Below are 21,192 nucleotides of genomic sequence, written 5' to 3'. Positions count from 1 at the left end.
CGGCCTACTGGAGGTGTCCGTCGAGGGCCCGCCCGAGCAGCCGGTCGCGGGTCCGCCGGGCGACGTCGCAGCCGTCGGCGTAGGACAGCACCCACGGGGAGACCCCGCTGTCGGGGAGCACCGGCCGCGGCGGCGGCTCCAGGACCGCCTCGCGCAGCGCGGGGTCGGCGATCCGCTCCCGCCCGTCGAGCGCGACGTGCAGCACCGGCCCGACGTCGGCGGCCCGGGCCCGCAGGAGCACCTGGCGTCCGGCGGCGGTGCGGCGGGCCAGCCGCCCGAGCAGCCGCCGGTCGCGCAGCGCCCGGACGATGCCGGTGACCCGCTCGTCGGCCAGCGCGCGCCAGCGCACCGTCTCGACCGAGCGGCGTCCCCGGCCGCCGACGGCGTCGAGGACGGCGGCCTCGACCGGGTGGCGCCGCCGCGGGTCGACCACCTGCAGCTCCCCGGGCGCGACCGCGCGGACCCGGCCGGTCACCAGCAGCGCCACCAGGGCCGTGTCGACGACCCGCTGCGGACCCCCGGCGAGGTAGGCGACGTCGTACACGTCCGGTTGCGACGTCATGGCGGCTCCTCCCGGCGTGGGGTCCCCCGCGGAGAACGGTGACAGGCCGGGCGCGCACGCGGAAGCCCTCGGGCCACGGCGGGACGCCCGCCGTAGGGTCGGTGCGTGGCCGCTCCCCGTCCGCCCCGGTTCGACGCCACGGCCGAGGAGGTCGCCCGCACCGCCGCGGCCGCGGCCGACTGGGACGCGCTCGCCGCGGCCGCCGCCCCCTGCGTGGCCTGCCCGGAGCTGGCCGCCACCCGGCAGCACGTCGTGGTCGGGGACCCGCCGGCGCGCGGCCGGGCCCGCTTCGCCCTGGTCGGCGAGGCGCCCGGCGCGACCGAGGACGACAGCGGCCGGCCGTTCGTCGGGAGGTCGGGGCAGCTGCTGGACCTGCTGCTCGGCGAGGCCGGTCTCGACCGCGCCGAGGCCGCCGTGCTGAACGTCGTGAAGTGCCGCCCGCCGGGCAACCGCACGCCGAAGACGCCGGAGGTGGCCCGCTGCAGCGGCTGGCTGCGCCGCCAGCTCGAGCTGCTCGACCCGCCGGTCGTCGTCGCGCTCGGGCTGTCGTCGGCCAAGTGGTTCCTCGGGCCGAGGACGGTGCTCGCCGAGGCCCGCGGCCGCCCGCACGACGTCGACGGCCGCGCCGTCTGGGCCACCTACCACCCCTCGGCGGCGATCCGGTTCGGCCCGTCCGGGGCGCCGCGCGCCGGGCTGCTGGCCGACCTCACCGCCGTCGCGGCGAGCCTGCGGTGAGGCGCGAGCACGTCCTGCCCACGGTGGACGACACCCGGGGGCTGGGCGCCGCGCTCGCCGCCGTCGTGGCGCCCGGGGACCTGTTGGTGCTCACCGGGCCGCTCGGCGCCGGCAAGACCGCGCTCACCCAGGGCCTGGGCGTCGCGCTCGGCGTGACCGAGCCGGTCACCTCGCCCACGTTCGTCATCGCCCGCGTGCACCGGGGCGGGCGGCTGCCGCTGGTGCACGTCGACGCCTACCGCCTCGGCGGCGTCGCCGACGTCGACGACCTCGACCTCGATGCCTCGACCGAGGAGTCGGTGACCGTCGTCGAGTGGGGCGCCGGGCTGGTCGAGCAACTCGCCGACGAGCACCTGGAGGTGCGCCTGGACCGGCGCGACGACGACGTCCGCACCGCCGTGCTCGTGCCGCGCGGCCCCGGCTGGGAAGCCCGGCTGGACGCGTGACCCCGCAGGTGGAGGTGCTCGCCCTCTCCGGCCCGGTGTTCACCGCCCTGGCCGACGGCGATCTCGCGGCCGCCGGCGCCGCCGCTCCGGTGCCGCTGCCGCCGGCGTTCGCCGACCCCGACTGGGCGCCGGTCTGGCGGATCCGGGCCGCGCAGGTCGCCGCCGACCCCGCCGTGGCGTCCTGGGTGACCGGCGTGATCTGGGACCCCGCCCGGCGCCTCGCCGTGGGCCGGGCCGGGTTCCACGGCCCGCCGGACGCCCAGGGCGTGGTCGAGATCGGCTATGCCGTGCTGCCCGAGCACCGGCGCCGCGGCTACGCGCGGGCGGCGCTGACGGTGCTGCTCGACCGCGCCCGCCGCGAGCCGGCCGTGCGGGTGGTCCGTCTCTCGATCGCCCCGGACAACGCGGCCTCCCTGGCGGTGGCGCGCCCGTTCGGCTTCGTCGAGGTGGGCGAGGAGGTCGACGAGGTCGACGGCCTCGAGATCGTGCACGAGCTCCCGGTGTGAGCGCTGCGGCCCACTCCGTCGTCGCCGGGGTGCTCGTCCGCGGCTCCGCCGTGCTGATGGGGCACCGGTCACCGGGCCGGCGCTGGTACCCGGGCGTGTGGGACTTCCCGGGCGGGCACGTCGAGCCGGGGGAGGACGAGGCGGCCGCGCTGGCCCGGGAGCTGCGCGAGGAGCTCGGCGTGACCCCGCGGGAGACCCACCGGGTCCTGGTCGTCGACGACGGCGACCTGCACCTCGCGCTGTGGGCGGTCCGCGCCTGGGACGGCGAACCGCGCAACCGCCAGCCGCACGAGCACGACGAGCTGCGCTGGGTGACCGCCGCGGACCTCCCGGGTCTCCGCCTGGCCCACCCGGCCTGGGCCGACGTCGTCCGCGGGCTGGCCGGTGCAGCCGGTGGGTCCGGGCGGACACCGGACTAACCTCGGCGGTCGTGCTCGTCCTCGCCCTCGACACCGCGACCCCCACGCTGGTCGCCGGCGTCGCCCGCCACGCGGCCGGCGGGGACGCCGAGGTGCTCGCCGAGCGCGCGGTGCCCTCGGGCAACCGGCACGCCGAGCTGCTCGTCCCGACCGTGCGCGCGGCGCTGGCCGACGCCGGTCTCGCGCTCGCCGACGTGGCCGCCGTCGTCGCCGGGCTCGGTCCCGGGCCGTTCACCGGGCTGCGCGTCGGCGTGGTCACCGCCGCCGCGCTCGCCGACGCCCGCGGCATCCCCGCGGTCGGCGTCTGCTCGCTGGACGCCGTCGGGTCGGGGGCGCGGACGGTGGTCACCGACGCCCGGCGCCGGGAGGTCTACTGGGCCGCCTACGACGCCGCCGGCGCGCGGGTCGACGGGCCCGGCGTCGCCCGCCCCGAGGAGGCCCGGTTCCCCGGCCCGCTCGTCGGCGACCCGCGGTTCGCCGAGCGGCTGGGCGCCGAGGTGACCCCGGCCGAGGTGACCACGGCCGGGCTGCTGCTGGCCGCGTCGTCCCTGCTCGACGACCCGCCGTCCGCCGGACCGCTGGTGCCGCTGTACCTGCGCCGGCCCGACGCGGTCCCGCCGACGTCGTTCAAGCCGGTGACCACGTCGTGACGGTGCGGTTGCGGCCGATGCGGCTGGCTGACCTCGACGCCGTCCTGGCGCTGGAGGAGCAGCTCTTCGCCCCCGACACGTGGACCCGCGCGATGTACCGCGACGAGCTCGCGCGGACCGACACCCGGTACTACCTGGTCGCCGAGGACGGCGACGACGTCGTCGGCTACGCCGGGCTCATCGCCTACGACGACGAGGCGCACGTGGCCACCGTCGGCGTCGCGGGCGCCCGTCAGGGCGAGGGGATCGGCGCGCTGCTGCTCGACGCGCTGCTCGCCGAGGCCGACCGTCGCAGCCCGGTCGTGCTGCTCGAGGTCCGCGCCGACAACGAGCGGGCGCAGGAGCTCTACCGGCGGCGCGGGTTCACCGAGATCGGCCGGCGCCGGGGCTACTACCAGCCCAGCAACACCGACGCGGTCGTCATGAGACGGGAGAAGCGGTGAGCGCCCCCCTGGTCATCGGGTTCGAGACCTCCTGCGACGAGACCGGCGTCGGCGTCGTCCGCGGCCACACGCTGCTGGCCGACGCGCTCGCCACCTCGGTCGCCGAGCACGAGCGCTTCGGCGGCGTCGTGCCGGAGATCGCCTCGCGGGCGCACCTGGAGGCGATGGTCCCGACCGTGCACCGCGCGCTGGCCGACGCCGGGGTGTCGGCGTCCGACGTCGACGCCGTGGCCGTCACCGCCGGCCCCGGCCTGACCGGCGCGCTGCTGGTCGGGCTGGCCGCGGCCAAGGCGTACGCGCTCGCGCTGGACAAGCCGCTGTACGGCGTCAACCACCTCGCCGCGCACGTCGCCGTCGACGAGCTGCAGCACGGTCCGCTGGCCGAGCCGTCGCTGGCGCTGCTGGTCTCCGGCGGGCACAGCTCGCTGCTGCTCGTGCCCGACCTCGCCCGCGAGGTCACCTCGCTGGGCCGCACGATCGACGACGCCGCCGGCGAGGCCTTCGACAAGGTCGCCCGGGTGCTGGGCCTGCCCTTCCCCGGCGGGCCGCCGATCGACCGCGCCGCCCGCGAGGGCGACCCCGCCGCCATCGACTTCCCGCGCGGGCTCACCGGCCCCCGCGACGCGCCCTACGACTTCAGCTTCTCCGGGCTCAAGACCGCCGTCGCCCGCTGGGTGGAGGCCCGCCGCAAGGCCGGTGAGCCGGTGCCCATTGCCGACGTCGCGGCGTCGTTCCAGGAGGCGGTGGCCGACGTGCTGACCGCCAAGGCCGTGCGCGCCTGCCGCGACCACGGCGTCGACCACCTGGTGCTCGGCGGGGGAGTGGCGGCCAACTCGCGGCTGCGGGCGCTGGCCGAGGAGCGCTGCGCCGCGGCCGGGATCGTGCTGCGGGTGCCCAGCCCGAGGCTGTGCACCGACAACGGCGCGATGGTCGCCGCGCTCGGCTCGCGGCTGGTCGCCGCCGGTGTCGCGCCGTCGGCGTCCGACCTCGGTGCCGACAGCTCGCTGCCGATCGACGCCGTCACCGTCTGAGGGCCGCCTCCGCGCGGGCGGCGTCGCGCAGCCGGTCGCGGTCGACGCCGAGCGTGGACAGCGCGCGGACGACGGTGCCGCGCTCGAGGTCGCACACCGCGGCGACGACGTGCGCGCCGCGCAGCGGGGCACGCGCCGCCCTCGCAGCCGTGACCGCTGCCCGGAAGACCTGCTGCGCCTGCGGGGTCGAGCGCATCGGGCCGGTGGCCGGACCGCGCAGGCCCGCGTCCCCGGCGGCGGCGCCGACCCCGACCGACGTGAGCGCGGCCGCGTGCGCGGCCTCGACCGCGCCGCGCAGGCGGGCGGCGTCGACCCCGACGCGGGCGAGTGCGGCGGCGGCCGTGCCGTCGGGCAGGGCGGTGGCCGCGAGCAGCAGGTGCTCGGGTCCGGGGGTCGCCTCCCCGGCGCCGCGCGCCTCGGCCTCGGCGCCGGTGAGCAGCGCCCGCACCGTCCGCAGGTCCCGTACCGCGGTGACGATCCCCATCAGCTCTCTCCTCCTGGTCGGTGCCCGCGCCGCGCGCGGACCTCGGCGGCGAACCTCTTGTGGGCGGCCTGCGCGCTGATCCCGAGCGCCTCGCCGACCTGGGCCCACGTCCACCCCCGGCCGACCGCCTCGAACACCGCCTCGACCTCCAGCCGGCTCGCCAGCTGGCGCAGGGCGACGACGGCGGCGAGCGCCGCCTCCGGGTCCTCGGGGCCCGGGACGTCGACCGGTTCGACCGCCACGCCGTCAACTTAGGTTGATGACGGCGGGCTCGTCAACCTGGGTTGACGACGTCGCACACCAGGGCGGTCGGGGCGCCGGCCACCCGGGTGACGACGACCGTGGCCGTCGCCGAGCCGGGTCCGCGCACCTGGCGGGACAGGGTCTCGGGCTCGATGGGCGAGCCGCGCTTCTTCACCACCACCCGGCCGACCCCGCGCGCCCGCAGCAGCGCCCGCAGCCGCTTGAGGTTGAACGGCAGCACCTCCTCGACCCGGTGGGAGTGCACCCACGGGGAGCCGGCGGCCGCGTCCGAGGTCAGGTAGGCGATCGTCGGGTCGACCAGCGTCGCGCCGAGGTCGGCGGCGACCCGCGACACCAGCCCGGAGCGGATGACGGCGGGGTCGGGCTCGTGCAGCCACCCGCGCACCGGTCCGGTGGGCGCCGGGCCGGGGTCGGCGTCCGCGGTCAGCTCGGACACCGCGCCGTCGCGGACGACGGTCGCCCGCCGCCACACCGTCGAGACCCCGCGGCCCCACAGCAGCGCCTCGACGATCGACCCGCGCACCGACACCCACTCGGCCTCGACGCCCACGGGTACCCGCTCGTAATCCAGCCCGGGCGCCACCTTGACCACCGCGCGCGGCACCCGGTCGAGCAGCTCGGCCACCGTCGACCAGGGCGGCGACCACCGGTCGGGGTCGAGCTGCCGGCGCCCCCCGGACCGCCGGGCGGGGTCGAGGACGGCGGCGCCGCAGCCGGCCACCTCCCCGCCGCGGGCGGCGCCGACCAGCTCCACCACGTCACCGGCGACCACCCACACGTCGCCGTCGACGCCGAGCGCGGCGGCGTTGGCGGCGGTCAGCTCCCGGGCCACCGGGTCGCGGTCGACGGCGAGCACCCGCGCCCCGGCCCGCGCGAGCGCGACCGTGTCGGTGCCCGCGGCGCAGCCGAGGTCGGCCACGGAGTCGGTGCCGTCGGTGAGCAGCCGGGTGGCGCGGCGCGCGGCGAGCTCGGGGCGGCCGGCCTGCTCGAGGGTGTCGGCGGTGAGGAACAGCCGGTCGGCGTCGGCACCGAACACCGGCCGGGCCCGGGCCCGCAACCGGGCCAGCTCCCACGCCGGCCCGGCCAGCTCCGGTCCCACCTCGGCACGCAGCCGGGCCACGCCGGTGAGCACGTCGGCGCCCTCGGCCAGCAGCGCCGCCGCGCGGGCGGTGGCGGCCGCGCCGCCGGGTGCGCGCAGGAGGGCCAGCACCCCGTCGTCGGACACCTCGCCAGCCTCCCGCAGCGCCCGGCCGCCCGGGCGGTGGACCCGGTTGAGTGGCTGGCACTCTCGTGGGTAGAGTGCCAATCGACACGGGCAGGCGCCTGACCCCCGCGACGGCAGGCCCGGCCCCCGTGCCACTGCATGTGAGACCACCAGCCGTCCGATCCCGAAGGGGGCGTCACCTCGTGACGACCGCTACCAAGGTCAACATCAAGCCGCTCGAGGACCGCGTCGTCGTCCAGGCCAACGAGGCCGAGACCACCACCGCCTCCGGCCTGGTCATCCCGGACACCGCCAAGGAGAAGCCGCAGGAGGGCACGGTCATCGCCGTGGGCCCCGGCCGCATCGACGACAACGGCAACCGCGTCCCGCTCGACGTCAACGTCGGCGACGTCGTCATCTACTCGAAGTACGGCGGCACCGAGGTCAAGTACGCCGGCGAGGAGTACCTGGTGCTCTCCGCCCGCGACCTGCTCGCCGTCGTGGAGAAGTAGAAGGACCTCGTCCTCCTCACCCCTCGCACGCTCGGGACGCGCCTCTGGACGAGGCCGTTCCAGCACGGCACCCGACCGCCCCGGCGACCCGAATGACCGGGTCCCGGGGCGGTCGTCGTCTCACCCCTAGCGATCTGATCGGAAGGGCCCCATGGCCAAGATCATCAAGTTCAACGAGGACGCCCGCCGCGCGCTCGAGCGCGGCGTCGACAAGCTCGCCGACGCCGTCAAGGTGACCCTCGGCCCGCGCGGTCGCAACGTCGTCCTCGACAAGAAGTTCGGCGCCCCCACCATCACCAACGACGGCGTCACCATCGCCCGCGAGGTCGAGCTCGAGGACCCCTACGAGAACCTCGGCGCGCAGCTGGCCAAGAACGTCGCCACCAAGACCAACGACGTCGCCGGTGACGGCACCACCACCGCCACGGTGCTGGCCCAGGCGCTGGTCAAGGAGGGCATGCGCAACGTCGCCGCGGGCGCCAACCCGATGGCGCTGGGCCGGGGCATGCGCGCCGCCGTCGACGCGGTGTCGGCGGCCCTCGACGAGGTCGCCACCCCGGTCGAGGAGCAGGCGGCCATCGCCGGCGTCGCCACCATCTCCGCCCAGGACGCCGAGGTCGGTGCCCTGATCGGCGAGGCGATGGAGAAGGTGGGCAAGGACGGTGTCATCACCGTCGAGGAGAGCTCCACCATGTCGACCGACCTCGACGTCACCGAGGGCGTGCAGTTCGACAAGGGCTACCTCTCGCCGTACTTCATCACCGACCAGGAGGCGATGGAGGCCGTCCTCGAGGACGCCCTCGTGCTGCTGGTGCAGGGCAAGGTCGGCGCGCTGGCCGACCTGCTGCCGCTGCTGGAGAAGGTCCTCGGCAACGGCGCCCGCCCGCTGCTGATCGTGGCCGAGGACGTCGAGGGCGAGGCGCTGTCCACCCTCGTCGTCAACTCGATCCGCAGGACGATCCGCGTGGTCGCGGTCAAGTCGCCCTACTTCGGGGACCGCCGCAAGGCCTTCATGACCGACCTCGCCATCGTCACCGGCGGCCAGGTCGTCAGCGAGGACGTCGGCCTCAAGCTCGACCAGGTCGGCCTCGAGGTGCTCGGCACCGCCCGCCGCGTGACGGTCACCAAGGACACCACCACGATCGTCGACGGCGGCGGCACGGCCGGCGCCATCTCCGACCGGGTCGCCCAGATCCGCCGCGAGATCGAGGCCACCGACTCCGACTGGGACCGCGAGAAGCTGCAGGAGCGGCTGGCCAAGCTGGCCGGCGGCATCGGCGTCATCCGGGTCGGCGCGGCCACCGAGGTCGAGCTCAAGGAGCGCAAGCACCGCATCGAGGACGCCATCGCCGCCACCCGCGCCGCGGTGGAGGAGGGCGTCGTCCCCGGCGGCGGCTCCGCGCTGGTGCACGCCGCGGCCGCGGTCGACGCGCTCGGCCTCTCCGGCGACGAACTGACCGGCGCCCGCTCGGTGCAGCGTGCGCTGGAGGCGCCGCTGGCCCGCATCGCCGACAACGCCGGCTTCGAGGGCCGCGTCGTCGTCAGCAAGGTCCGTGACCTCGGCGTGGGCCAGGGCTTCAACGCCGCCACCGGCGAGTACGGCGACCTGGCCGCCCAGGGCGTCATCGACCCGGTCAAGGTCACCAAGGCCGCGCTGGGCAACGCCGCGTCGATCGCGGCGATGGTGCTGACCACCGACTCCGCCGTCGTCGAGGCGCCGGAGGAGGAGCACGAGCACGCGGGGGCCGGGCACCACACCCACGGCCACTCGCACGGTCACGGCCACAGCCACTGAGGTCGCCGCCGCCGGTCGATGATCAGCTGACCTGATCGTGGCGGGGGGGGGCCCCCCCCCCCCCCGCCCCCGGGGCGGCCCGCGCGGGGGGGGGGGGCCGCCCCGGCGGTGGACCCCCCCCCCCCCCCCCGCCCCGGGCCCCCCCCCCCCCCCCCCCCCGCCGGGGCCCGGGCCAGCGCCCGCCCGCCCCGACCACCCCGCCCCCCCCCCCCGGCGACACGCCGGCGCAGGCGCCGAGATCACGTGATCTCGACGAGGGGAACGAGCGCGGGGACGGCGGGTCGGCGCCGGCGGCGGAGCGGGCGGCGGTCGCGCCGGGGGACCCGTTCCGCGCGCGCCGGCTGGAGGTGCCGGGCATCGGCGCCGGTGCGGCCGGACGGCGGTCGCGGGCGCGGGCCGAGCGCGGCCGGGTCGTGGGCTCCACCCGCCCGTCGGGACCGGTGACCCGCCTGCACCTGGTCGACACCGTGCTCGCCGCCGCGCCGCACCAGACCGCGCGCGGCCGCACCGGCCCGGGGTTGCGGGTGCAGCGCGGCGACCTGCGCCAGGCCACGCTCGAGGGCCGCGAGGGCAACCTGGTGCTGTTCGTGGTCGACGCCAGCGGCTCGATGGGCTCGCGCTCGCGGATGGCCGCGGTGAAGGGCGCGGTGCTGTCGCTGCTGCTCGACGCCTACCAGCGGCGCGACAAGGTCGGCCTGGTCACCTTCCGCGGCGCCGACGCCGAGCTCGCGCTGCCGCCCACCTGGTCGGTCGAGGCCGCCGCGGCCCGGCTGCGCGAGCTGCCCACCGGCGGGCGGACCCCGCTGGGCGCGGGCCTGCTGCGCGCCGCCGAGGTGCTGCGCGTCGAGCGGGTGCGCGACCCCCGGCGGCGGCCGCTGCTGGTGGTGGTCACCGACGGGCGGGCCACCGGCGTCCGCGGCTCCGACGCCCTGGGCACGGCGCACGCCGCGGCGCGGCGGCTGGCGGCGGAGGGCACGGCGGCGGTCGTGGTCGACTGCGAGTCCGGGCCGGTGCGGCTGGGCCTGGCCGGCGTCCTCGGCGCGCACCTGGACGCGCGGACGCTGCGGTTGGAGGAGCTGGCCGCCGACGCGCTGGCCGCCACGGTCCGCTCGGTGCGGGAGGCCGCCTGATGCCGCAGGGACGGGTCGCGGTCACCCCGCAGGACGGGCTGACGACGCGCCAGCGCCGCAACCGGCCGCTGCTCGCCGTGCACACCGGCGAGATGAAGGGCAAGTCCACCGCCGCGTTCGGCATGGCGATGCGCGCGTGGAACCAGGGCTGGCCGATCGCGGTCTACCAGTTCGTCAAGAGCGCCAAGTGGCGGGTCGGCGAGGAGAACGCGCTGACCGCACTGGGCCGGCTGCACGAGCAGACCGGCGAGGGCGGCCCGGTGGTCTGGCACAAGATGGGCTCGGGCTGGAGCTGGTCGCGTCGGCAGGGCACCGAGGTCGACCACGCCGCCGACGCCGCCGAGGGCTGGGCGCAGATCAAGCGCGACCTCGCCGCCGAGGCGCACCGCTTCTACGTCCTCGACGAGTTCACCTACCCGCTGAAGTGGGGCTGGGTGGACGTCGACGACGTCGTCGAGACCCTCACCCACCGGCCCGGCACCCAGCACGTCGTCGTCACCGGGCGCGACGCCCCGCAGGCGCTGGTGGACGCCGCCGACCTCGTCGTGGAGATGACCAAGGTCAAGCACCCGATGGACGCCGGCCAGAAGGGCCAGCGGGGGATCGAGTGGTGAGCCCGACCGTGCACTGCCGCGGAAGTGCACGGGGCACTTCCGCGGCAGTGCAGGCAACCGGGGGACGGCGGTGGTGAGCGTCCCGCGCGTCGTGGTGGCGGCGCCGAGCAGCAACGCCGGCAAGACGTCGGTCGCCACCGGGCTGGTCGCCGCGCTCACCGCCCGCGGGCTGGCCGTCTCGCCGCACAAGGTCGGCCCCGACTACATCGACCCCGGCTACACCGGCCTGGCCGCCGGGCGCCCGGGGCGCAACCTCGACCCGGTGCTGGTCGGCGAGGAGCGCGTCGTCCCGCTGTTCCTGCACGGGGCCCGCGGCGCGGACGTCGCCGTCGTCGAGGGGGTCATGGGCCTGTTCGACGGCGCCACGCGGCCGGACCTGGAGCCCGGGTTCGCCTCCACCGCGCACGTCGCCCGGCTGCTGCGCGCACCGGTGGTGCTGGTCGTCGACGCCTCGGCGCAGGCGCAGAGCGTCGCCGCGCTCGTGCACGGCTTCGCCACCTACGACCCGACGGTGCGGCTCGGCGGCGTGGTGCTCAACCGGGTCGGCAGCGACCGGCACGAGGAGATCCTCCGCGACGCGCTCGGCGGCTCCGGCGTGCCCGTGCTCGGGGCGATCCGGCGGCTGGCCGAGCTCGGCACGCCGTCGCGCCACCTCGGACTGGTGCCCGCCGCGGAGCGGTCGGCCGAGGCGCTGGCGACCGTCGGCCGGCTCGGCGAGGTGGTGGCCGGCGCGGTCGACCTGGACGCCGTCCTCCGGCTGGCCCGCACCGCCCCCGCCCTGGACGCCGTCCCGTGGGACCCCGCGGCCGAGGTGTCCCCGGTGGCGGGCCGGCCGCGGATCGCCGTGGCCGGCGGCGCCGCCTTCACCTTCGGCTACGCGGAGAACGCCGAGCTGCTCGAGGCCGCCGGCGCCGAGGTGGTGCCGGTCGACCCGCTGCGCGACGAGGCGCTGCCCGAGGGCACCGCCGGCCTGGTGGTCGGCGGCGGGTTCCCCGAGGTGCACGCCGCGGACCTCTCGGCCAACGGGACGCTGCGCGCGGACATCGCCGCGCTCGCCGCCCGGGGCGGCCCGGTCGCCGCCGAGTGCGCGGGCCTGCTGTACCTGGCCCGCACCCTGGACGGCGTCCCGATGTGCGGGGTCCTGCCCACCGACGCGGTCATGTCCCCGCGGCTGACCCTCGGCTACCGCGAGGCCGTCGCACTGAGCGACTCCGTCCTCGCGCCGGCCGGCACGCGGGTGCGCGGCCACGAGTTCCACCGCACCGTCGCCACCCCGGCCGCCGGGGCCGCACCGGCCTGGCGCTGGGCGGGAGGCGAGCCGGAGGGGTTCGTCTCCCGGGGCGTGCACGCCTCCTACCTGCACCTGAACTGGGCCGGCAGCCCCGCGCTGGCCCAGCGCCTGGTCGCCTCCTGCGCGGCGGCCCGTCCCGAGGAGGCACGGCATGCACATCGCTGAGGGGTTCCTCCCGGCTCCGCACGCGATCGGCTGGACGCTCGCCGCCGCCCCCTTCGTCGTGCACGGCGCCCGGGCGGTGGTGCGGGAGGTGCGCGAGCACCCCGAGTCCACCCTGCTGCTCGGCGCGGCCGGCGCGTTCACCTTCGTGCTCAGCGCGATCAAGCTGCCCTCGGTCACCGGCAGCTCCAGCCACCCGACGGGCACCGGTCCCGGCGCGATCCTGTTCCGGCCACCGGTGATGGCGCTGCTGGGCACCGTCGTCCTGCTGTTCCAGGCGCTGCTGCTGGCGCACGGCGGGCTGACCACGCTGGGCGCCAACGCCGTCGCCTTCGCCGTCGTGGGTCCGTGGGCCGGCTACGGCGCCTACCGGCTGGCCCGCGCCGCCGGCAGCGGCCTGCTGCCCGCGGTGTTCGCCGGCGTCGCCCTCGCCGACCTGGCCACCTACGTCACGACGTCGCTGCAGCTGGCGCTGGCCTTCCCCGACGCGGCCACCGGGTTCGCCGGCGCGCTGGTCAAGTTCCTCGGCGTCTTCGCGCTCACCCAGGTCCCGCTGGCGGTCGGCGAGGGCCTGCTCGGCGTGCTGCTGTTCCGGGTGCTCACCGTCAACGCCCGGCCGGAGCTGGAGCGCCTCGGCCTGCTGCGCCCGGCGGCTGCGGAGGAGACGGTGGAGGAGGCCCGGTGACCCGCCGTCGGCTGGTCACCGCGCTGCTGGTGCTCGCGGTGGTCGCGCTGTTCGCGCTGCCGCTGCTGCTCGACGGCGGGGCCTCCGACTACGCCGGCACCGACGGCCGGGCCACCGCGGCGATCGAGGAGTCGGGCTACGAACCGTGGTTCGAGTCGGTCTTCTCCCCGTCGTCGGGTGAGGTCGAGTCCGGGCTGTTCGCGCTGCAGGCGGCGCTGGGCGGCGGCGTGCTCGGGTACGTGCTCGGCCGGCTGCGCGGCCGCCGCGCCGCACGGGAGACGACCTCGCCTCCCGAGCAGCCGTGACCGGCCTGGCGGTCGACGACGCCGCCTGGGCCAGCGCCTGGCGCACCCGCTCGCCGCTGGACAAGCTGCTGCTCTGCGTCGGCCTGGTCGTGTGCGCGCTGGTGCTGCCGGCCTGGCCGGGATCGGTGCTGGTCGGTCTCACCGCCGTCGTCCTCGCCCTCGGCCCGGCCCGGGTGCCGGCCCGCACGTTCGGCCGCGCGGTGCGCTGGCCGTCGGCCTTCGTCGCCGTCGGCGCGCTGACCGCCGTCGTCTCGGTCGACGGCGGCGGGCTCGGCTGGGCGCCCGGAGCCGCCGCCCGGGCCGGGGAGCTGGTCGGGCACTCGGTGGCCGGCGGTGCCGCGGTGCTGCTGCTGGCCACCACCACGCCGGTGAGCGACCTGCTGCCCGCGCTGCGCCGGCTGCGGGTGCCGGCCGCCGTCCTCGAGGTGGCCGGGGTGACCTACCGGATGCTGTTCGTGCTGCTGGAGAGCCTGCGCACCATCCGGGAGGCGCAGACCGCGCGGATGGGCCACTCGTCGCTGCGCCGCTCCTACCGGTCCTCGGGGGTGCTGGCCGCCGCGGTGCTGACCCGCTCCTGGGAGCGCGCCCGCCGGATGCAGGAGGGCCTGGCCGGCCGCGGCATGGAGACCGGGCTGCAGGTGCTGCCCGAGTCGCGGCCGTCCTCGCCGGCGTTCCTCGCCGCGACCGCGGCCGGCCTGGCCGCGCTGGTGGCCGTGGGCGGGCTGGCATGAGCCACCGCACGCTGACCGCCGAGCGCCTGGTCGTCGGCTACGGGCGCGGCTCCCGGGTCCTGGACGGCGCGTCGCTCACCGTCCCCGCCGGGCGCCGGCTCGCGCTGCTGGGCGCCAACGGCTCGGGCAAGACCACGCTGCTGCGCTGCCTGTCCGGCGCGCTGCGGCCCGACGCCGGCGCGGTCGCCGTCGACGGGCAGCTGCTGCGGCACAGCCGCGGCGGCCTGCGGGCGCACCGGCAGGAGGTCCAGCTCGTGCTGCAGGACCCCGACGACCAGCTGTTCAGCGCCTCGGTGGCCCAGGACGTCTCCTTCGGCCCGCTCAACCTGGGCCTGCCCGAGGACGCGGTGCGCGAGCGGGCCGCCGAGGCGCTCGCGCTGCTCGCCGTCGACGCGCTGGCCGCGCGGCCGACCCACCAGCTCTCCTACGGCGAGCGCAAGCGCGTGGCGATCGCCGGCGCGGTCGCGATGCGCCCGTGCGTGCTGCTCCTCGACGAGCCCACCGCCGGCCTCGACCCGTCCGCCGTCGCCGAGGCCATGGCCGCACTCGAGCGCCTGCAGGCGTCGGGCTCGACGGTCGTCATGAGCACCCACGACGTCGACCTCGCGCTGCGCTGGGCCGACGAGGTCGCCGTCGTCGTCGACCGGCGGGTGGTCCAGGGTGCCCCCGCCGACCTCCTCGCTGACGACGACCTGCTCGCCCGCGCCCGGCTCCACCGGCCCTGGGCGCTCACCGTCGGCGCCCGGCTGCGCGGGCTCGGGCTGCTCCCCGACGACGGCCCGCTGCCCCGCGACGCCATCGAGCTGCTGGCCGCGCTCCCCGACCGCCCCGGCGTCGCGCCGTGGACGTGACCGTCGGCGTCGGCGCGGTCTCCGGGGTGTCGGCGGAGGAGGTGCTGGCCGCCGTCGACGCGGTGCTGCCCGCCGGCGCCCGGGTGGCGCGCCTGGCCACCCTCGACGCCCGGGCCGCCGAGCCGGGGCTGGCCGGGGCGGCGGCCGCCCGCCGCTGGCCGCTGACCGGGCACCCCGCCGCGCTCCTGGCCGGCGTCGCGGTGCCCTCGCCGTCGGCCCGGGTGGCCGCGGCGGTGGGCACGCCGTCGGTGGCCGAGGCCGCGGCGCTGCTCGGTGGCACGCGGCTGGTGGTGGCGAGGACCGTGCACGGCCGGGTGACGGTCGCGGTGGCGGCGTGACCCGGGACATCGACGACGACGTCGACCTGGACCACCACGGCGACCTCGACCTCGCGCCGGGCCTGGTCGACCTCGCCGTCAACGTCCGCGCCGGCACCCCGCCGCCGTGGCTGCGGCGGGTGCTGTCCGCGGCCCTCGACGACGTCGCCGGCTATCCCGACCTCCGCCCGGCCCGCGCCGCGGTGGCCGCCGCGCACGGCCGCGACCCGGCCGAGGTGCTGCCCACCTCCGGGGCCGCCGAGGCCTTCGTGCTGCTCGCGCGGGCGCTGCGGCCGCGGCGGGCGGTCGTGGTGCACCCCTCCTTCACCGAGCCGGAGGCGGCGCTGCGGGCGGCCGGGCACCCGGTCGAGCGGCTGCTGCTCGAGCCGCCCGGGTACCGGCTGCGGGCGGTCCCGGAGGACGCCGACCTCGTCGTCCTGGGCAACCCCACCAACCCCACGTCGGTGCTGCACGCGGCCGGCGACGTCGCCGCGCTGGCCCGCCCCGGCCGGGTGCTGCTGGTCGACGAGGCCTTCGCCGACACCGTGCCGGGCGAGCCGGGGTCGCTGGCCGCCCGCGCCGACCTGCCCGGCCTGGTCGTCGTCCGCAGCCTGACCAAGACCTGGGGCCTGGCCGGCCTGCGCGTGGGCTACGCCCTCGGGCCGGCGGACGTGGTCGCCGCGATGGCCGCCGCCCAGCCGCACTGGCCGCTGTCGACCCCGGCGCTGGCCGCCCTCGTCGCCTGCACCACCCCGCGGGCCCGCGCGGAGGCCGAAACGGCGGCGCACGAGCTGGCCGCGCACCGCGCCGCCCTGCTCACCGCGCTGCCGCCCGGCGTCGTCGTCGGCGAGCCGCGGTCGTCGTTCGTGCTGCTGCGCGTCCCCGGTGGCGAGCGGGTGCGCGCCGCGCTGCGCGGGCGGGGCTGGGCGGTGCGCCGCGGGGACACCTTCCCCGGCCTGTCGACCGACCACCTCCGGGTCGCCGTGCGGGACCCGGCGACCTCGCGTGCGTTCGCCACCGACCTCGCTGGGATCCTCGACGGGAACGACCGCCGTCCCGGAGGAGCACCGCTGACCACCCGCCCCATCCCGTCCGCGCCCCGCGGAGCGGGCCTGTGAGAGAGACCTCGTGAACGCCACCCCTGTCGACCCGGCGAGCGGTGTCGTCTACCCCGTCGGCCTGCGGCTGCTCGACCGCCGCGTCGTCGTGGTCGGCGGCGGCTCGGTCGCCCACCGCCGGGTGGCCGGGCTGCTCGAGGCCCGGGCGCGGGTGACCGTGGTCAGCCCCGAGGTCACCCCCGCGCTCGAGGCGCTCGTCGAGCCCGGCTCGCTGTCGTGGGTGCGCCGCCGGTACCGGCCCGGCGACCTCGACGGCGCCTGGTACGCGGTGGCCGCCACCGACGACCCCGCCGTCAACGCCGCGGTGGCCGAGGAGGCCGAGCGGCTGCGGGTGTTCTGCGCCCGCGCCGACGACCGCTCCGCCTCCAGCGTCTGGACGCCCGCGGTGGGCCGCCAGGGCGACCTGGTGGTCGGCGTGCACGGCGGCGGTGACCCGCAGCGGGCGGTCGGCGTCCGCGACGCCGTCGTCGCCGGGCTCACCGACGGCAGCATCCGCGACCGCGCGGCCCGCGCCCCCGAGGGCGCCCGCACCGGCAGCGTCGTGCTGGTCGGCGGCGGCCCCGGCGACCCGGGGCTGATCACCGTCCGGGGGCAGCAGGCGGTCGCGCAGGCCGACGTCGTGGTGGCCGACCACCTCGCGCCGCAGTCGCTGCTGGCCTCGCTGCCGCCGGAGGTCGAGGTCATCGACGCCTCGAAGCTGCCGCGCGGGCGGTCGATGGCGCAGGAGCAGATCAACGCGCTGCTCGTCGAGCACGCGCTGGCCGGCCGGCGTGTGGTGCGGCTCAAGGGCGGCGACCCGTTCGTGTTCGGCCGCGGCATGGAGGAGCTCGAGGCGTGCGTGGCCGCGGGCGTGCCGGTCGAGGTCGTCCCCGGGGTGACCAGCGCGATCGGCGTCCCCGGCCTGGCCGGCATCCCGGTCACCCACCGCGGGCTGACCCACGAGTTCGTCGTCGTCTCCGGGCACGTGCCGCCCGGGCACCCGCAGTCGCTGGTCGACTGGCCGGCGCTGGGCCGACTGCGCGGCACGGTCGTCGTCCTCATGGGCGTCGACACCGCGGGGCCGATCGCGGCGGCGCTGGTCGAGCACGGCCGGTCGCCGGGGACCCCGGTCGCCGTCGTCGCGGACGGCTCCACCCCGACCCAGCGCGTCGTCCGCACGACGCTGGCCGACCTGGCGCGGACCCTCGCCGACGAGGGGATCCGGCCGCCCGCGGTGTGGGTCGTCGGTGAGGTCGTCGGCCTGGCGCCCGCGCTGGACCGGCCCCGCTGACAGCTCCGCCGGAGTAGTTGTGCTCCGGATGTAGCACTTCTACTATCAGCCGCACCCCGATGTCCGAGGGAGCGGCGATGAGCCAGCACGGATCCGAGCACCCCGTCGTCCGGGTGCGGGACCTGCGGATGAGCTACGGCAGCACCGAGGTGCTCACGGGGGTGGACCTCGACGTCCACGCCGGTGAGGTGGTCTGCCTGCTGGGCCCCAACGGGGCCGGCAAGACGACCACGATCGAGGTGCTCGAGGGCTTCCGGGTGCCCTCCGGCGGCGAGGTGGAGGTGCTCGGCGCGGACCCGGCGCGGGCCGGGGACGCCTGGCGGGCCCGCGTGGGCGTGGTGCTGCAGTCGTGGCGCGACCACGCCCGCTGGACCCCGCGCCGGCTGCTCGAGCAGCTCGGCGGCTACTACGCCCCGTACGGCACCCCCGAGCGGCCGCGCCCCTACGACGTCGGCCGGCTGCTCGACGTCGTCGGGATGGCCGAGCTCGCCGACCGCAGGATCGGCACCCTCTCCGGTGGCCAGCGGCGCCGTCTGGACGTGGCCGTCGGCATCGTCGGCCGCCCGGAGCTGCTCTTCCTCGACGAGCCGACGGCCGGCTTCGACCCGCAGGCCCGCCGGGACTTCCACGACCTGGTGCACCGGCTCTCGGACCTGGAGGGCACCAGCATCCTGCTCACCACCCACGACCTGGCCGAGGCCGAGCGGCTGGCCGACCGCATCCTGGTCCTGGCCGACGGCCGCATCGTCGCCGACGGCAGTCCCGACGCGCTGACCCGGCAGGTGGCCGGCACCTCGGAGGTGCGCTGGGCGTGCGGCGCGGAGCGGTTCGTGCACGGCACCGACGACGTCGTCGCGTTCGTCCGCGGGCTGTTCGACCAGCACGGCGACGCGCTGACCGACCTCGAGGTCCGCCACGCCAGCCTCGAGGACACCTACCTGGCCATGGTGCAGCGGTTCGAGGCCGGCGCCCGGTCCGCGCCGGTCCTCGCGGAGGTGACCCGGTGAACGCCACCCGCAACGCACTCACCCTCGGCGTCCGGCGCGGCTGGACGGAGTTCCTGCTCAGCCTCCGCAGTCCGCAGGACCAGGGCTTCTACCTGTTCGTGGGCGTCAGCACGCTGCTCTACCTGTGGTTCAACCGCGACGAGCAGCTCGAGGGCACCGACGTCTCGCTGGTCGCGTACAGCCTGCCGAGCATCCTCGCGGCGCTGCTGGCCTTCGGCGTGGTCATCGGCCCGGCGTTCTCCCTGGCGATGGAGCGGGAGGACGGCACCCTGCTGCGGCACAAGGCGGTGCCGCACGGCATGCAGGGCTACGTCACCGGCCAGGTGGTGTACCACTCGCTGGGGCTGCTGCCCATGCTGCTGGTCATCCTGGTGCCGAGCTTCCTGCTCTTCGACGGGGTGGTGGAGCGCGGCGCGGCGGGCTGGCTGACCGTCGCCTGGGTGGTCGTGCTCGGGCTGCTGGCCACCCTGCCGCTGGGCATGGTGCTGGGCTCGGTGGTCCCGAGCACGCAGAAGGTGAGCACCTGGGGGATGCTGCCGGTCTTCGTGGTCACCGCGATCTCCGGGATCTTCTTCCCCGTCCAGGCGCTGTGGGGCTGGGTGCAGGCCGTCGCGCAGGTCTTCCCGACCTACTGGATCGGCCTGGGCATGCGCTCGGCGTTCCTCCCCGACGCCGCGGCCGCCGTGGAGCTCGGCGACTCGTGGCGCACGGGCACGACCGTGCTCGTCCTGGCGGCGTGGGCGGTGGCCGGCCTGCTGGTCACGCCGCGGGTGCTGCGGCGGATGGCCCGCCGGCAGTCCGGCTCGTCGGTGGCGGCGGCCCGGGAGTCCGCGGCCCAGTGGGTGCGGTGAGCGGCGACCGCGACGCCGTCTACAACCGGATCGCGCTGCTGCGCGCGGAGCAGGGCGTGACCCGGCGGGAGCTGGCCGACGCCCTGGGGGTGCACTACCAGACGGTCGGCTACCTCGAGCGCGGCGAGTACAACCCCAGCCTGCACCTGGCGCTGCGGATCGCGGAGTTCTTCCAGGTGCCGGTCGAGGTGGTGTTCTCGACGCGGCCCTTCCCGCGGATCAGCGACGCCGCCCGCCCGGCACCGGGCGATCCCCCCGCCGCCACCGGGTGAGGTGGTGGAACGGCCCCCTTCCAGGGACCCGCCCTGAGCCTCGTGACGGACTGGAACGGCCACCGTTCAGGGACCCGCGCCGAGCATGCGAGGCGTGGGGGGAAGGGTGGTCCTCCTAGATGTTGGCGCCGTCCGGAGGCGGGCCCTCGGGCAGCGGCGCGGCGAACCCGTTGCCGTCGGCCGCGGGCGGCGGCATGCCGACGGTGTAGCTGGTCATCGACAGCGAGCCGTAGGCGTACCCGTCGACCAGCACCTCCGCCGTCGTCCCCGTCGCGCCGGCCATCCCGGCGATGTAGAGCAGCGGCAGGAAGTGGTCGGGCGTGGGGACGGCGAGGTCGAAGTCGCGGTGCCCGTCGAGGCGGGCGATCGCGGCCGGGTCGCTGAGCATGACGTCGCGGGCGGCCTCGTCGAACCGCTGTGCCCAGTCGAACCCGGCGTCGGGCATCGCCCGGCTGACCCCGCCCAGGTTGTGCACCACGTTGCCGCTGCCGACCACCAGGACGCCGTCCTCGCGCAGCGGGGCCAGCGCCGCGCCCATCTGCAGGTGGTAGTCGGCGCTCTTGAGCGCGTTGATCGACAGCTGCGCCACCGGCACGTCGGCGTCGGGGAAGGCGTGCAGCAGCACCGACCAGGCACCGTGGTCGATGCCCCAGCTGTCGAGGTCGGCGCCGACCCAGGTCGGGGAGACGACGTCGGCCACCTGCTCGGCCAGCTCCGGCAGCCCGGGGGCGGCGTACTCCACGTCGAACAGCTCGGGCGGGAAGCCGAAGAAGTCGTGGATGGTGCGCGGCCGGGGCATCGCGGTCACCGCGGTGGCGTGCACGTACCAGTGCGCCGAGACGACGAGGACGGCCCGCGGTCGGGGCACGGCGCGGCCGAACGCCCGCCACGCCTCGGTGTAGCGGTTGCGCTCGAGGGCGTTCATCGGGTTGCCGTGGCCGATGAAGGCGGCGGGCATGACGGTCATCCGGCTCTCCTCCCCGGGTGCGGTCCCGTCCGGATCATCGCCTCCCCGGCGCGGGGGCGCGAGGTGCGGCGGAGACCCCGGCCCGGCCACCCGGGGGCAGCCGGCGCAGCACCGGGGACAGCCGGCGGGCTCCGGGACCCTCCGCGCCGGCGACGTCGCCGGGGTTGGACAGGCCGCACGAGGTCAGCGACAGGCAGCCGCAGCCGATGCAGGACGACAGCCCGTCGCGCAGCTGCACGAGGGCGGCGATCTGCTCGTCGAGCCGGTCCCGCCACGAGCGGGAGAGCCGCTCCCAGTCGCGGGCCGAGGGCGTGCGCCCCTCGGGCAGCGAGGCCAGCGCCTCGCGGATCTCCGGCAGCGACAGGCCGACGTTCTGCGCCGCGCGCACGAAGGCCAGCCGCCGGAGCACCGAGCGCGGGTAGCGGCGGGCGCCACCCGGCGTGCGCTCGGCCGACACCAGCCCCTCGGCCTCGTAGAACCGCAGGGCCGACGGCGCCAGCCCCGAGCGGGCCGCCACCTCCCCGATCGCGAGCAGCTCCACGGGCAGCCCCCTTGACCTCAACTCGACTT

General features: G+C 77.2%; 28 protein-coding genes. 22 read left to right on the top strand and 6 right to left on the bottom strand.

Annotated elements, in window-relative coordinates:
• Positions 1-4: 4 nt before the first annotated feature.
• On the bottom strand, positions 5-562 hold the full coding sequence (locus tag ACI79V_RS14085; RefSeq protein WP_456890242.1) for a TIGR04222 domain-containing membrane protein: 558 nt from the start codon (positions 560-562) through the stop codon (positions 5-7).
• A gap of 105 nt (positions 563-667) precedes the next feature.
• Between ACI79V_RS14085 and ACI79V_RS14080 the strand changes: the two genes are divergently transcribed.
• From ACI79V_RS14080 to tsaD, 7 genes are read left to right on the top strand one after another with little or no spacing between them, the layout of a single operon-like run.
• Positions 668-1,297, top strand: a complete 630-nt coding sequence (locus ACI79V_RS14080; RefSeq protein WP_456890241.1) for a uracil-DNA glycosylase — start codon at positions 668-670, stop codon at positions 1,295-1,297.
• Entirely contained in the window at positions 1,294-1,743 is a 450-nt protein-coding gene (gene tsaE / locus ACI79V_RS14075; RefSeq protein WP_456890239.1) for a tRNA (adenosine(37)-N6)-threonylcarbamoyltransferase complex ATPase subunit type 1 TsaE, read from the top strand. Before ACI79V_RS14080 ends, tsaE begins: the two co-directional genes overlap by 4 nt.
• On the top strand, positions 1,740-2,249 hold the full coding sequence (locus tag ACI79V_RS14070) for a GNAT family N-acetyltransferase (RefSeq protein ID WP_456874263.1): 510 nt from the start codon (positions 1,740-1,742) through the stop codon (positions 2,247-2,249). Before tsaE ends, ACI79V_RS14070 begins: the two co-directional genes overlap by 4 nt.
• Positions 2,246-2,668: an NUDIX domain-containing protein gene (locus tag ACI79V_RS14065; protein ID WP_456890238.1), complete on the top strand. Its 423-nt coding sequence runs from the start codon at positions 2,246-2,248 to the stop codon at positions 2,666-2,668. Before ACI79V_RS14070 ends, ACI79V_RS14065 begins: the two co-directional genes overlap by 4 nt.
• An 11-nt stretch (positions 2,669-2,679) precedes the next feature.
• Positions 2,680-3,318 carry a tRNA (adenosine(37)-N6)-threonylcarbamoyltransferase complex dimerization subunit type 1 TsaB gene (gene tsaB, locus ACI79V_RS14060; protein ID WP_456890236.1) on the top strand — a complete coding sequence of 213 codons (639 nt, stop codon included), beginning with the start codon at positions 2,680-2,682 and terminating at the stop codon, positions 3,316-3,318.
• The gene (gene rimI / locus ACI79V_RS14055) at positions 3,315-3,761 is read left to right on the top strand and encodes a ribosomal protein S18-alanine N-acetyltransferase (protein WP_456890235.1); all 447 of its coding nucleotides are present in this window, start codon (positions 3,315-3,317) and stop codon (positions 3,759-3,761) included. Before tsaB ends, rimI begins: the two co-directional genes overlap by 4 nt.
• Entirely contained in the window at positions 3,758-4,792 is a 1,035-nt protein-coding gene (gene tsaD / locus ACI79V_RS14050) for a tRNA (adenosine(37)-N6)-threonylcarbamoyltransferase complex transferase subunit TsaD (protein WP_456890233.1), read from the top strand. The genes rimI and tsaD overlap by 4 nt, the downstream gene beginning before the upstream one ends.
• Here the strand turns inward: tsaD and ACI79V_RS14045 are convergent.
• Genes ACI79V_RS14045 through ACI79V_RS14035 form a run of 3 tightly spaced genes read right to left on the bottom strand, consistent with a single transcriptional unit; the run spans position 4,782 to position 6,765 of the window.
• Positions 4,782-5,276: a Clp protease N-terminal domain-containing protein gene (locus ACI79V_RS14045; RefSeq protein ID WP_456890231.1), complete on the bottom strand. Its 495-nt coding sequence runs from the start codon at positions 5,274-5,276 to the stop codon at positions 4,782-4,784. The two genes, tsaD and ACI79V_RS14045, sit on opposite strands and share 11 nt — an antisense overlap.
• Entirely contained in the window at positions 5,276-5,518 is a 243-nt protein-coding gene (locus ACI79V_RS14040; RefSeq protein WP_456890230.1) for an RNA polymerase subunit sigma-70, read from the bottom strand. The genes ACI79V_RS14045 and ACI79V_RS14040 overlap by 1 nt, the downstream gene beginning before the upstream one ends.
• 32 nt (positions 5,519-5,550) lie before the next feature.
• Complete coding sequence (locus ACI79V_RS14035; protein WP_456890229.1) at positions 5,551-6,765, bottom strand: THUMP-like domain-containing protein; 1,215 nt, start codon at positions 6,763-6,765, stop codon at positions 5,551-5,553.
• Between the two features lie 182 nt (positions 6,766-6,947).
• Between ACI79V_RS14035 and groES the strand changes: the two genes are divergently transcribed.
• The 15 genes from groES (at position 6,948) to ACI79V_RS13960 (ending at position 19,655) form a co-directional block, all read left to right on the top strand.
• Complete coding sequence (gene groES / locus ACI79V_RS14030) at positions 6,948-7,256, top strand: co-chaperone GroES (RefSeq protein ID WP_110005357.1); 309 nt, start codon at positions 6,948-6,950, stop codon at positions 7,254-7,256.
• A gap of 151 nt (positions 7,257-7,407) precedes the next feature.
• On the top strand, positions 7,408-9,051 hold the full coding sequence (gene groL, locus ACI79V_RS14025; protein ID WP_456890227.1) for a chaperonin GroEL: 1,644 nt from the start codon (positions 7,408-7,410) through the stop codon (positions 9,049-9,051).
• 440 nt (positions 9,052-9,491) lie between these two features.
• Positions 9,492-10,181, top strand: coding sequence for a vWA domain-containing protein (locus tag ACI79V_RS14020; RefSeq protein ID WP_456890225.1), 690 nt, complete (start codon positions 9,492-9,494; stop codon positions 10,179-10,181).
• Entirely contained in the window at positions 10,181-10,795 is a 615-nt protein-coding gene (cobO, locus tag ACI79V_RS14015) for a cob(I)yrinic acid a,c-diamide adenosyltransferase (protein WP_456890224.1), read from the top strand. The genes ACI79V_RS14020 and cobO overlap by 1 nt, the downstream gene beginning before the upstream one ends.
• A gap of 73 nt (positions 10,796-10,868) precedes the next feature.
• Positions 10,869-12,251 carry a cobyrinate a,c-diamide synthase gene (locus tag ACI79V_RS14010; protein WP_456890222.1) on the top strand — a complete coding sequence of 461 codons (1,383 nt, stop codon included), beginning with the start codon at positions 10,869-10,871 and terminating at the stop codon, positions 12,249-12,251.
• On the top strand, positions 12,238-12,933 hold the full coding sequence (locus tag ACI79V_RS14005; RefSeq protein WP_456890220.1) for an energy-coupling factor ABC transporter permease: 696 nt from the start codon (positions 12,238-12,240) through the stop codon (positions 12,931-12,933). The genes ACI79V_RS14010 and ACI79V_RS14005 overlap by 14 nt, the downstream gene beginning before the upstream one ends.
• Complete coding sequence (locus ACI79V_RS14000; RefSeq protein ID WP_456890218.1) at positions 12,930-13,238, top strand: energy-coupling factor ABC transporter substrate-binding protein; 309 nt, start codon at positions 12,930-12,932, stop codon at positions 13,236-13,238. Before ACI79V_RS14005 ends, ACI79V_RS14000 begins: the two co-directional genes overlap by 4 nt.
• On the top strand, positions 13,235-13,969 hold the full coding sequence (cbiQ, locus tag ACI79V_RS13995) for a cobalt ECF transporter T component CbiQ (RefSeq protein WP_456890215.1): 735 nt from the start codon (positions 13,235-13,237) through the stop codon (positions 13,967-13,969). Before ACI79V_RS14000 ends, cbiQ begins: the two co-directional genes overlap by 4 nt.
• Positions 13,966-14,820, top strand: a complete 855-nt coding sequence (locus tag ACI79V_RS13990; RefSeq protein WP_456890214.1) for an energy-coupling factor ABC transporter ATP-binding protein — start codon at positions 13,966-13,968, stop codon at positions 14,818-14,820. Before cbiQ ends, ACI79V_RS13990 begins: the two co-directional genes overlap by 4 nt.
• Positions 14,811-15,158, top strand: a complete 348-nt coding sequence (locus ACI79V_RS13985; RefSeq protein ID WP_456890213.1) for a cobalamin biosynthesis protein — start codon at positions 14,811-14,813, stop codon at positions 15,156-15,158. Before ACI79V_RS13990 ends, ACI79V_RS13985 begins: the two co-directional genes overlap by 10 nt.
• The gene (cobC, locus tag ACI79V_RS13980) at positions 15,155-16,255 is read left to right on the top strand and encodes an Rv2231c family pyridoxal phosphate-dependent protein CobC (protein WP_456890212.1); all 1,101 of its coding nucleotides are present in this window, start codon (positions 15,155-15,157) and stop codon (positions 16,253-16,255) included. Before ACI79V_RS13985 ends, cobC begins: the two co-directional genes overlap by 4 nt.
• Before the next feature lie 10 nt (positions 16,256-16,265).
• Positions 16,266-17,525: a uroporphyrinogen-III C-methyltransferase gene (cobA, locus tag ACI79V_RS13975; RefSeq protein WP_456890210.1), complete on the top strand. Its 1,260-nt coding sequence runs from the start codon at positions 16,266-16,268 to the stop codon at positions 17,523-17,525.
• A 77-nt stretch (positions 17,526-17,602) separates the two neighbouring features.
• The gene (locus ACI79V_RS13970; protein WP_456890208.1) at positions 17,603-18,532 is read left to right on the top strand and encodes an ABC transporter ATP-binding protein; all 930 of its coding nucleotides are present in this window, start codon (positions 17,603-17,605) and stop codon (positions 18,530-18,532) included.
• A complete protein-coding gene (locus ACI79V_RS13965) occupies positions 18,529-19,383 on the top strand; it encodes an ABC transporter permease (protein WP_456890206.1) in 855 nt (284 codons plus the stop codon). Before ACI79V_RS13970 ends, ACI79V_RS13965 begins: the two co-directional genes overlap by 4 nt.
• On the top strand, positions 19,380-19,655 hold the full coding sequence (locus ACI79V_RS13960; protein ID WP_456890204.1) for a helix-turn-helix transcriptional regulator: 276 nt from the start codon (positions 19,380-19,382) through the stop codon (positions 19,653-19,655). Before ACI79V_RS13965 ends, ACI79V_RS13960 begins: the two co-directional genes overlap by 4 nt.
• A 115-nt stretch (positions 19,656-19,770) precedes the next feature.
• Here the strand turns inward: ACI79V_RS13960 and ygiD are convergent, their stop codons facing one another.
• Positions 19,771-20,622 (bottom strand): 4,5-DOPA-extradiol-dioxygenase, encoded by an 852-nt coding sequence (ygiD, locus tag ACI79V_RS13955; RefSeq protein WP_456890202.1) that lies wholly within the window; start codon positions 20,620-20,622, stop codon positions 19,771-19,773.
• Positions 20,623-20,656: 34 nt separating this feature from the next.
• Entirely contained in the window at positions 20,657-21,163 is a 507-nt protein-coding gene (soxR, locus tag ACI79V_RS13950) for a redox-sensitive transcriptional activator SoxR (RefSeq protein WP_456875391.1), read from the bottom strand.
• Positions 21,164-21,192 lie beyond the last annotated feature (29 nt).

The sequence above is a fragment of the Geodermatophilus sp. SYSU D00700 genome, from assembly GCF_054050255.1.
This window is presented reverse-complemented; position numbering and strand designations above follow the sequence as displayed.

Excerpts from the sequence above, each read along its gene's own strand:
- ACI79V_RS14045 (WP_456890231.1), bottom strand. The coding sequence starts at position 5,276 with ATGGGGATCGTCACCGCGGTACGGGACCTGCGGACGGTGCGGGCGCTG.
- ACI79V_RS13990 (WP_456890214.1), top strand. The coding sequence starts at position 13,966 with ATGAGCCACCGCACGCTGACCGCCGAGCGCCTGGTCGTCGGCTACGGG.
- ACI79V_RS14085 (WP_456890242.1), bottom strand. The coding sequence starts at position 562 with ATGACGTCGCAACCGGACGTGTACGACGTCGCCTACCTCGCCGGGGGT.
- ygiD (WP_456890202.1), bottom strand. The coding sequence starts at position 20,622 with ATGACCGTCATGCCCGCCGCCTTCATCGGCCACGGCAACCCGATGAAC.
- ACI79V_RS14005 (WP_456890220.1), top strand. The coding sequence starts at position 12,238 with ATGCACATCGCTGAGGGGTTCCTCCCGGCTCCGCACGCGATCGGCTGG.
- ACI79V_RS13970 (WP_456890208.1), top strand. The coding sequence starts at position 17,603 with ATGAGCCAGCACGGATCCGAGCACCCCGTCGTCCGGGTGCGGGACCTG.
- cobO (WP_456890224.1), top strand. The coding sequence starts at position 10,181 with ATGCCGCAGGGACGGGTCGCGGTCACCCCGCAGGACGGGCTGACGACG.
- groL (WP_456890227.1), top strand. The coding sequence starts at position 7,408 with ATGGCCAAGATCATCAAGTTCAACGAGGACGCCCGCCGCGCGCTCGAG.